Source organism: Halobacillus sp. (assembly GCF_049282395.1).
In the GTDB taxonomy this organism is placed as follows: domain Bacteria; phylum Bacillota; class Bacilli; order Bacillales; family Halobacillaceae; genus Halobacillus.
Genome location: NZ_JBAPTY010000413.1, coordinates 1 through 10,065 on the forward strand (window position 1 = coordinate 1; position 10,065 = coordinate 10,065).

The following is a 10,065-nucleotide window of genomic DNA, read 5'->3' on the forward strand; positions in this document are numbered from 1 at the left end:
ACTCACACCGGTGGTGGGCGTATCATTTCCCAAGTATGGAGTTACAACAGAAAAAGCGACTTCAGGATCATCGTGCGGAGCATAGCCGATCAACGTTTTATTCAACAAGTTATCTTCCAGGCGATAGGATTCTCCTCCATTTACAGGTATCGATTTAGATGCTTCTGCTGTTCCTGTTTTTCCCGCCATATTGTATTTAGCATAAGTGGAATTGGAAAACACGCTGCTTGCCGTTCCTTCACTCGTTTGGAATACCTGCCTGAATCCTTCTTGCACACGTTCAATATAGGCAGAATCCATTTCGAGCTGGTTAATGATTTCGGGTGAATACTCTTTATAGATTGGTCCTAATCCGTCAGAAGAAGTCGAAGGATCGTGAATTTCCTTTACCAGCTTCATTTTAAGCCTGCTTCCACCATTAGCTATGGTAGAAACATACTGATTTAATTGCATAGCCGTGTAAGTGCTGTACTGACCAATAGCAAAGTCTAAAATATTTCCATCGGCCGGATTTTTCCCTTCAAAGCCGGTTTCTTCATACGGGAAATCAAGACCTGTTTCCACCCCTAAACCAAATTGATTAAAGTTATACAAAAAGGTTTGAAACGTACCATTTTTTAAACTAATGGGCCGTCCATATTGATAATCAAATTCTTTGCCTAGATACATGGCAAGAAAATACATATAAACGTTGGATGACTGTTGAATCGCCGCTATATCATCCACAACTCCTATATTTGAAGTATAGGATGACTTCTCCCGGTCCGAAGAGATTTTTATGGCACGGTCATTTACCGTCTGTCCAGGATCAATAGCTCCCTCGTGTAAACCAGTTAAAATCGTTGCTCCTTTGACTGTAGAACCAGACATATACGCGTTATATACAGCCTGATGAGATGTGTCCGAAAAGCGCTCTTCTCCTTCTTCCAAGTTTCGATTATACTTTTGGCCAGAAATGGCTAAAATCTCACCTGTTTTGGGATTAGACACAACGGCTACTGAATTTTCAAGATGCTTATTCTCAGTAGGGGCTTGCTGAATAGCACTCTCTAGTTCTTCACGTAATATTTGGTCTACTTTTTCTTGAAGTTCTACGTCGAGGGTGAGAACTAAATCTTTTCCCCTCTCCCCTTCACGTATCACATTTGAATTAACTACATCGTTATTTTTATCAATCTCATATTGAACTTTTTCTTTAGTTCCCTTTAACACTTGTTCATACTGCTGTTCCAGACCGCTCGTTCCTACCCGGTCGTTTCTACTGTAGTCCAATGACATAAAGTAATCCAAATTATCACGCGGAATCCCTTGTTCTCTTGAAGTTATGTTCCCTACATAATTCCTGAACGTATTACCATAAGGATATTCTCTTTCCCAATCAGACGTAACGTTTATTCCTGGCAGACTCCCCAAGTGCTCCGCCACGGAAGAATATTCTTCATAGGAAATGTTTGAATTCTTTATGATGTGAGGGGAAAGTGCATATGCTTTGTCCAACTCTTTTTTAATGGCGATAACTTCCTTAGTCGGATTGTCATAAGAAGTCACTTCAGTTTCCTTAATGCTGTCGAGTTGAAGCTGGTAAACCTCGCCATTATCCATCTCCTTTGTATCTTTATCTTTTATACGCTCAACCACTTCTTCTCTATTCTCTAAGAAGAAGTATTCTTTTAAGTCACGGGTACTAAGCTTGTCTTCAAACTCCATATTGATATACTGCGCCAACTTTTCTGCCAGCTCTAAACGATCTTGTTGTTTTACTCCCTTAGGAGGAGTATAAGTTATCGAATAAAGAGGCTCATTGTTTACGACTACCCTTCCGTAGCGATCGTACATTTCTCCTCTGGGCACGGGTATATTTGTAGTTGTGTTTTCTGTTCGATCAATTTCATCCTGGGCTTCTTCTCCATTAAGAATTTGAACTACCCCAAGCTGAAGGATGATTGCTCCAAATAATAGAAATACAATAAAAAAAACCATATTTAAACGAAAAGGAAGATGGGTTTTTTTCTTTCCTCTTTTCATATCGCCGGCCATCTATGTTCTCCCCCAATTTCCACAAAATTCTTCCTATATTATAGCATCATTTTACTGCTACATAATAGCCATTCGATGTGGGAAGATAGTTTCAATTGTGAGAAGACGGAACTACATTTGTGTCTATATCTTTAATAAAGAAATAAATTAAAAAGTGGCCTCCACCTACCAGCAGTAATATATAGGGAATTCCCGTTTCAGGAGTAATGAATACAATGGCGAGCAGGAATACAATTATGGAGAGAACTCGTCCTAAGTTTAAAAATAGCTCCCTGACTACAATGTATTCGATTCTCATCTCTCCGGCGTTCCATGACTTGCCGATGACATCATAAGTTAAAGATATATAGGGCACGTACAATAATGGAAAGAAGATGCCTGCAATGGCCCCGTAGAGTAATAACAAAGCCATGCTTTTACTTACCAGCAAAATTAAAACGCTAAGGTAAAGGGAAAGACCTGCTATAAAAATAGCCTTTTTTCTCCGTCTGGGTTTCACAAGACGGGTAACTAGAAAATAAAACAGGAAGGAGAATCCAGAATAAACAAGATTAAAAAAACCTAAGGACAATTCATTACGTGTCATTAAGAAGATCCATATGGACACCGCAAATAAAAAAGTCCCTTCTCGAAATCCTTGGGATACATGTGCGTTTAATATACGTTTCCAATTGAGATTATTTTTCCTTTCGCTAATGATTCTCCGAAAAGAGAAATTCCCTTTTGCTTTTCTTCTAGACAATCCAAAGCTGACGAGAACGGCCACTATAAAAAGGCCAAACGACACAGCAAAAATAACCGTGTATCCTGTGAAGTTGTTTAAACGAGAAATAATAAAACCTGCAAGCAGCGGGCCTGTCATTCCGCCTAAAGATTGCAGAACCCCTAAAAACCCATTAAAAAAGTCTCGTGTGTCAGGTTCAGTTATCTCAAAAGTTAATACATTGTAGGCCAGCCAGTAAAAACCATATCCCACTCCAAGTAATGCACCGAGCATGATATTAAACTTGGCCGCGTTCTCACCTACGATAAGTACGGTTAAGAAAAATAATGAAAGAACGATTACCCCTGTACGAAGAACGATCACTCTGTCGATATGTTTCGCACACTTACCAGCAAATATAAAGGTTAAGGGCTGTAATACATAAATACTTAAATTATATAGAGCTATGTCCGTATAACTATTTGATTGTTTCCACAAATAAATATTCACAAATGTACTGGATAAAAAAATCCCGAGGGAGTATAAACCTCCAATTAAAAGCAACAATAGTAAATCTTTCGAAACGTTCTCGTGGCTCAACCACGCTCGCAGCCTGCTCACCATATCCATGTCTCCTTTGTGTTCTCCATTAGTGTTGGCAGAACAAAAAGAGATATGCAAAAAGAAGAGACCTGGATAGAAATCCAGGTCTCTTCTTGGAATTTTTTATTTAGCCGCTTCGTAGCGTTTTGCCACTTCATCCCAATTTACTACATTCCAGAATGCTGCAGCGTAGTCTGGGCGACGATTTTGGTAATTCAAATAGTAAGCATGTTCCCAAACGTCAAGTCCAAGGATCGGAGTCTTACCTTCCATAATCGGTGAATCCTGATTTAACGTATCGATTACTTCAAGGCTGCCGTTGTTTACGACTAACCAGGCCCAGCCTGAACCGAAACGACCCTTAGCCGTTGTTTCGAATTTTTCTTTAAATTGATCTAAGCTTCCAAAGGTATCATTGATCGCAGTTGCTAAATCACCTGTTGGTTCGCCACCGCCATTAGGAGACATGATCGTCCAGAATAGACTGTGGTTTGCATGTCCGCCTCCATTACGGCGTACAGGCGTACGAATATCCTCTGGTACAGCTGCAAGATTGTTGGCTAACAATTCTTCCAATGATTTGTCCTGAAGATCTGCATGACCTTCCAATGCATTGTTGAGCTTAGTCACGTAAGTGTTATGGTGCTTCGTATGGTGGATGTTCATCGTTTCCTTATCGATGGTAGGTTCTAGTGCATCGTAAGCATAAGGTAGTTCTGGTAGTTCAAATTTAGCCATAGTATAACTCCTCCTTTAATTAATATGTAAAACCAAAAGTATGCTCATTGCATAACTTCTTAATTTTACATTATCAAACCGGAAATGTACTTGCAAATAATATGCAGCTTTCCGTTTAGAATACTTTTGACTTCCGCTATTAAGGTTTCCCGTATTGAATAAATTAAAACATAAAAAAACCAAGCCGATGGATGGGCTTGGTTTTTCACTACTGCTAAAAGTGGCTCGGGACGGAATCGAACCGCCGACACACGGATTTTCAGTCCGTTGCTCTACCGACTGAGCTACCGAGCCATGCTAAGCTATAAGCTAAATCATTCGCTGGTGGGTTCAATGAATAAGTTATAATGAACCTTTTACATTATATGTATCATGGCGGAGGAGGAGGGATTCGAACCCCCGCGGGCCGTAAAGCCCCTGGCGGTTTTCAAGACCGCTCCCTTCAGCCAAACTTGGGTACTCCTCCGTATGAAGATAATGGTGGACCCTGCAGGACTCGAACCTGCGACCGATCGGTTATGAGCCGATAGCTCTAACCAGCTGAGCTAAGGGTCCACTTGGGGCGGCTGATGGGAATCGAACCCACGAATGCCGGAACCACAATCCGGTGCGTTAACCACTTCGCCACAACCGCCGTAATGAAAGTTTAAAATATGTAATAAAATGGTGGCGGTGGAGGGAATCGAACCCACGACCTCACGGGTATGAACCGTACGCTCTAGCCAGCTGAGCTACACCGCCATGAAAGTAATAATAGGTAATTCTTGTTTGAAGCGACATTTATTAATTTATCATCTATTTAATAATTTGTCAACAACTTTTTTCGTTCTTAAATTAGCGACAGGAATAATATAGCACGGTCTCTTTAAGCTTTCAAGACTTTTTTATAAAAGGCAGCTGAAACCTGCGCTCAGCTGCCTTAAAAAACTTATAAACTTTCTTTTTCTCCAAGGACTTCTTCTGCGATGTTAACAGCATGGTCACCAATACGTTCTAAATTGCTGACCATATCGACGAATACGATACCAGCTTGGCCCGTACAGACACCTTCATTTAAACGAATGATGTGCTTTTTACGGTAACTGCGTTCCATTCGATCAAGTTCATTTTCCTTTTGAACTACAGCTAAAGCTTCTTCTCTATTCATGGTTTCAAGTGCTCTTGTCGCTTGTTTTACAGTCATTAGAGTAAGATCAAACATTGTATTCAAGTCATCTATAGCTTGAGGGGTCAAGTAAACTTTATTAGAGTTTTTATAATCGATAAGTTCAATAATGTTTTCAAAGTGATCGCCAATTCGTTCAAGGTCCCTAACCGAATCCATCAAAGCTGAATGCTTGAGACTTTCTTCATCTGTTAAGGAAGCTTGAGATAAGTCAATTAGATAATCCGTTATCTTACGATCCAGATTATTTAGGGCGTCCTCAATCTGCATCGCAATTTCCGAATGCTTTTGTTGTTTATTATTTAAATATAGACTTGTCTCTTCAAGTCCTTTATATGCATACTGCCCCATTCGAACTACCTCTTCTTTTGCCTGGTCAAGAGCAAGTGAAGGAGATTGTTCAATAAAAATCGGGTCTAGATGCTGCGGTTTAAATTCAATTAGGGAATCCTCACCAGGCACTAATTTTACAACTATCCAGGCTAGTACTGCTACGAAAGGAAACTGTACTACTGTATTCGCAATGTTAAAAGACCCATGTGCAAAGGCAAGGGTCATTTCTGGCCCTAAGTTTAAATATCCTTGCAGCCAGACTACATAGGCTGTAAATGGTTTGAGCAGCAGGAGAAATACAGTGGCACCTAACACGTTAAAGATAACGTGAACGAATGCGGCTCTTTTGGCACCGACACTAGCGCCGATAGCAGCGATTACAGCCGTAATGGTTGTACCAATATTATCTCCAAATAAGACGGGGAGCGCTGCTTGAATATCCACTAGCCCTTCCCCAAACAGTCCTTGAAGAATTCCGATAGTAGCACTTGAACTTTGAACAATAACAGTGAATAACGTTCCAATTACTACTCCTAATACAGGGTTGTCACTCATACTTAAAGTGAGCTCTTTAAAAGCTTCTAATGATCGAAGCGGTTCCATACCGCCACTCATTGTTTCAAGCCCAAAAAATAAAGCTCCCAATCCAAAGACTGTTTGTCCAATGTTCGTCACTTTCTTATTTTTAAAGAAGAAAATTAATAAAGACCCAACGGCCAAGATTGGAAGACCATATTCTTTAACGTCTATTCCAATAATAAATGCAGTCATGGTTGTTCCAATATTGGCCCCCATGATTACGCCAATAGCCTGCCTAAAGGTCATAAAACCTGCGTTAACCAATCCTACCGTCAGAACTGTGGTTGTTGAACTACTTTGTACAAGCATAGTTACTACAGCCCCAGCAATAACACCCATTAGCGGATTACTGGTAAAGCGATCCAGCATTTCACGTAATCGATCGCCGGCTACTTTCTGCAGTCCGTCCCCCATGTACTTTATACCAAACAGGAAGATACCAAGACCGCCAATAAATTCAAAAATCATCTTTTGAACGTCTATCTCCATTAGTCCCCACCCTTTCTTCATCCAAGTTTCTACATTTTATCTCTTTTAAAAACACCTTTCTCATTATTAACGAAAGATATTTTATTTGTAAAGGATATCCGAGAATCTTAACATTAAATTTACATTAGGTTTAAAGAGGTGTAATAATCATTTGTTAGAAGGAACTATAACTAAGTTCATGCAGAAAAAACTCCCTGCTGTAGAATGTTTTATTCAAAACCCTCTATATTGATGTCTTCCTTCCAAAATTCTATTTTCGTGAGACTCGTTAATTGGGACTGATTCGTTTTTCAAATAAAACACTCTCTATCCCCTTTGATTAGTATTACCCAATCAAAGGGGATAGAGAGTGTTAACGAACACTTATTTTGGTTTATTTTCATCTATTCATATCTTTTTCACTAATATTCTAGTTCCATCTACGGAAACCACTTTGATTTCATCATCTTTTGAAATCCACTGTCCATTTGAAACAGCACTGTAGTCTTCTTCCTCGATTTTTATTGTCCCTACCGGCCTCATGTCAGTCAAAGCCTTGCCTTTTTTATTCACAAGAAATTGATAACTTTCTTTCATGGAATTGTATCCCATTTCCGATGATAATTGGTCCCTGAGCGTAATTTTTGTCCACATCTTCCTATGTTTAAATACTTTCAGGAATAACAGGGAAGCGGCACCGCCAAGAATGACTCCAATAACACTGTACAAGCCAGCTACCCAATTGGGGGCACTAAATCCTACGGCTATAACCATAATAGCCGCTCCGATCGTAGCAAGTGTGCCATCATTTATGAGCTTACCATCAACAACCATTAGAATGATACCGAGAAAGTAGACAAGCATCATAACGATAAACATATCTGTTGCTAAGTAACTTGAAAAATAAACAGTAATAAACCCAAAACCAACAATCGCAAAGATTCCTTTCATGTTAACCAGTAGTTCACCGATTAAAAACATGGTGCCTAAAAATGTAATAAACAAAGCAATCCAATCAAATGCAAGCACGATGAACACATCCTCCCGTATATCTTCTGAATACTATATGTACGATTAAGGCTCTACTTTCGTTTCATTAAATATTACTTGAGTTTACTATTTGCTTCCTCCATAATATAATTTGTTAAACTTGGATATGTAAAATAGAAGCATTTACAATAGTTTTACATGTGGAGTGGCTGTATTTAAGTGACTTGACTTCTCATTTAAGTTAAAAGCCCTTATAATAAAGGTTGGAACGTTAAGAAGCACACCTTTTTTGTAAGTATATAAAGGAGCGATTTGAAAATGGCAATTACCCACAGAAAAGATACACGCCCTGTAAAAGTAGGTGACGTGACCATCGGCGGAGCTGATGAAGTCGTTATTCAATCGATGACTACAACCAAAACGCACGATGTTGAAGCTACAGTAGCCGAAATTAAACGTTTAGAAGAAGCGGGCTGCCAAGTCGTCCGTGTTGCATGTCCTGATGACCGTGCAGCAGACGCTATCCCTGAAATTAAAAAGCGTATTAACATACCGCTGGTTGTCGATATTCACTTTGATTATAGAAAAGCCCTGAAAGCAATTGAGGGCGGTGCAGATAAAATCCGTATCAACCCTGGAAACATTGGGAAACGAGAAAAAGTTGAAGCGGTGGTAAACGCGGCTAAAGAGAAAGGGATCCCTATTCGCATAGGAGTTAATGCTGGTTCTTTAGAAAGACACATCCTTGAAAAGTATGGATACCCAACAGCAGACGGTATGGTTGAAAGTGCCCTCCATCACATCAAAATTCTGGAGGATCTAGATTTTCATGACATCGTCGTTTCATTGAAAGCTTCAGATGTACACTTAGCTATTGAAGCTTATGAAAAAGCTGCGCAAGCATTTTCGTACCCGATTCACTTGGGGATTACTGAATCAGGCACTCTATACGCAGGCACAATAAAAAGTGCAGCAGGTCTAGGTGCTATTTTGAGCAAAGGAATTGGAAACACGCTACGCATCAGCCTTAGTGCTGACCCGGTCGAAGAGGTAAAAGCTGCTAAAGAGCTGCTTAAGTCATTCGGGCTTGCTGCGAATGCGGCTACCTTAATTTCCTGTCCAACTTGCGGACGTATCGAAATCGATTTAATCTCTATTGCAAACGAAGTTGAAGAATATATTCAAACTATCCAAGCCCCTATTAAAGTTGCTGTATTAGGCTGTGCTGTGAATGGCCCTGGTGAAGCAAGAGAAGCAGATATAGGGATCGCAGGTGCTCGTGGAGAAGGTCTTCTGTTCCGCCATGGAGAGATTATCAGGAAGGTTCCTGAAGATATTATGGTGGAAGAACTCAAAAAAGAAGTCGATAAACTCGCCGAAGAGCATTATGAGAAACAGCGTATCGAAAAAGAAAAATTAGAGCAAAAAGCATAAAAAAAGGTGGACCATAGCGGTCCACCTTTTTTTATCTGAAATTAGATCAGATTATAGATCGGAGCAAAGAATATAGAAAACGCAATGGATACAATACTGATAATAATCGCCATGTTCCCTAGCGTATCAGCTCCACGCCGTTTTCCGATAATCCCTAATACGATGCCAGCGGCACCTAATATGAGGGGAGCAAAGAAAAAAGAAAGAATGGCTGCACTCAGTCCCAGCCAACCCATACCTACTTTTACATCACTTTCCATGGTTGTCTCTTTTTCTTCAGTTTGAAAAGGTTCATCTATAGGCGCTACTGCCGTTTCCTGGGCGTATTCTTCTTCATAACTTTCCCCATATACTGGCTGATAAGGACCGCGTCCATGATCATTAACTGGTTGCTGGTCATCCTCATGCACTTGCTCCAATTCATCACCATGCTCTGGAGCTTTCTCTGTTTCCTGATTCTCAACAGGATTTTTCGGATCATACATACGGATACCCTCACTTTCTGTTTGGAGAATCACGTTTAGTATGTTCCATAATCACTTTTGTTAACGAGGGATTTTCTGACATATCCATTATTTTTACTTAACACGTTCTCCCCTTTTAATTCATATGGTGTATTAAATCATTGGTGCGAAAGGGAGTATCAATAATGAAACAAGTAGCTCAACAATTTGTTATGCAAAAATTAAAACAGCTGACGGTTTATGATTTAATGGGTTACAGTAAGCAATACAATATCCCTATCTCAAAGTCTGAAGCTGAACTAATCGTTAAAGCTCTTAGAAAAAATAAGGAAAACCCTTTTGATCCAAATGGACGCAAACGAATGTTAACTAAACTTGCTGCCATTACTTCCAAAGACACAGCCCGCTCTGTGAATCGCCTTCTAGTGGAGCTGGCTAAAGAGTACGGTGTGGCTCATTGGTTAAAGTAATGACCAGATAACCTAATCATAGAATTAACTCCTGTGACCCTGATTGCCCACATGATTATTTCTTTGTTCAAAAGTCGTTAT

8 protein-coding genes and 5 tRNA genes are annotated in these 10,065 nt (G+C 39.9%); 2 read left to right on the plus strand and 11 right to left on the minus strand.

Annotation, left to right across the window (positions count from 1 at the left end; translation table 11 throughout):
* From WAM07_RS17225 to WAM07_RS17270, 10 genes are all read right to left on the minus strand, one after another.
* The coding region (locus WAM07_RS17225; protein WP_422168630.1) for a peptidoglycan D,D-transpeptidase FtsI family protein at window positions 1-2,037 on the minus strand (2,037 nt) is incomplete at its 3' end.
* A 91-nt stretch (window positions 2,038-2,128) separates the two neighbouring features.
* A complete protein-coding gene (locus WAM07_RS17230) occupies window positions 2,129-3,364 on the minus strand; it encodes an MFS transporter (RefSeq protein WP_422168631.1) in 1,236 nt (411 codons plus the stop codon).
* A gap of 102 nt (window positions 3,365-3,466) precedes the next feature.
* A complete protein-coding gene (locus tag WAM07_RS17235) occupies window positions 3,467-4,081 on the minus strand; it encodes a superoxide dismutase (RefSeq protein WP_422168632.1) in 615 nt (204 codons plus the stop codon).
* 221 nt (window positions 4,082-4,302) lie between these two features.
* Window positions 4,303-4,375 (minus strand) — tRNA-Phe (locus tag WAM07_RS17240).
* A 79-nt stretch (window positions 4,376-4,454) separates the two neighbouring features.
* A tRNA-Ser gene (locus WAM07_RS17245) sits at window positions 4,455-4,547 on the minus strand.
* Window positions 4,548-4,559: 12 nt separating this feature from the next.
* Window positions 4,560-4,636, minus strand: a tRNA-Ile gene (locus tag WAM07_RS17250).
* A gap of 3 nt (window positions 4,637-4,639) precedes the next feature.
* Window positions 4,640-4,715, minus strand: a tRNA-His gene (locus WAM07_RS17255).
* A 30-nt stretch (window positions 4,716-4,745) separates the two neighbouring features.
* Window positions 4,746-4,822 (minus strand) — tRNA-Met (locus tag WAM07_RS17260).
* A 187-nt stretch (window positions 4,823-5,009) separates the two neighbouring features.
* A complete protein-coding gene (locus WAM07_RS17265) occupies window positions 5,010-6,647 on the minus strand; it encodes a Na/Pi cotransporter family protein (RefSeq protein WP_422168633.1) in 1,638 nt (545 codons plus the stop codon).
* 387 nt (window positions 6,648-7,034) lie between these two features.
* Window positions 7,035-7,655, minus strand: coding sequence for an NfeD family protein (locus WAM07_RS17270; RefSeq protein WP_422168634.1), 621 nt, complete (start codon window positions 7,653-7,655; stop codon window positions 7,035-7,037).
* A 285-nt stretch (window positions 7,656-7,940) separates the two neighbouring features.
* Here WAM07_RS17270 and ispG point away from each other — a divergent pair, with 285 nt between their 5' ends.
* Window positions 7,941-9,050, plus strand: a complete 1,110-nt coding sequence (ispG, locus tag WAM07_RS17275; protein WP_422168637.1) for a flavodoxin-dependent (E)-4-hydroxy-3-methylbut-2-enyl-diphosphate synthase — start codon at window positions 7,941-7,943, stop codon at window positions 9,048-9,050.
* Between the two features lie 41 nt (window positions 9,051-9,091).
* On the opposite strand, the gene WAM07_RS17280 is transcribed toward ispG, so the two are convergent.
* Window positions 9,092-9,535 (minus strand): hypothetical protein, encoded by a 444-nt coding sequence (locus tag WAM07_RS17280; RefSeq protein ID WP_422168635.1) that lies wholly within the window; start codon window positions 9,533-9,535, stop codon window positions 9,092-9,094.
* Between the two features lie 164 nt (window positions 9,536-9,699).
* On the opposite strand from WAM07_RS17280, the gene WAM07_RS17285 reads away from it, so the two are divergent.
* Entirely contained in the window at window positions 9,700-9,984 is a 285-nt protein-coding gene (locus WAM07_RS17285) for a DUF2624 domain-containing protein (protein ID WP_422168636.1), read from the plus strand.
* Window positions 9,985-10,065: the final 81 nt, after the last annotated feature.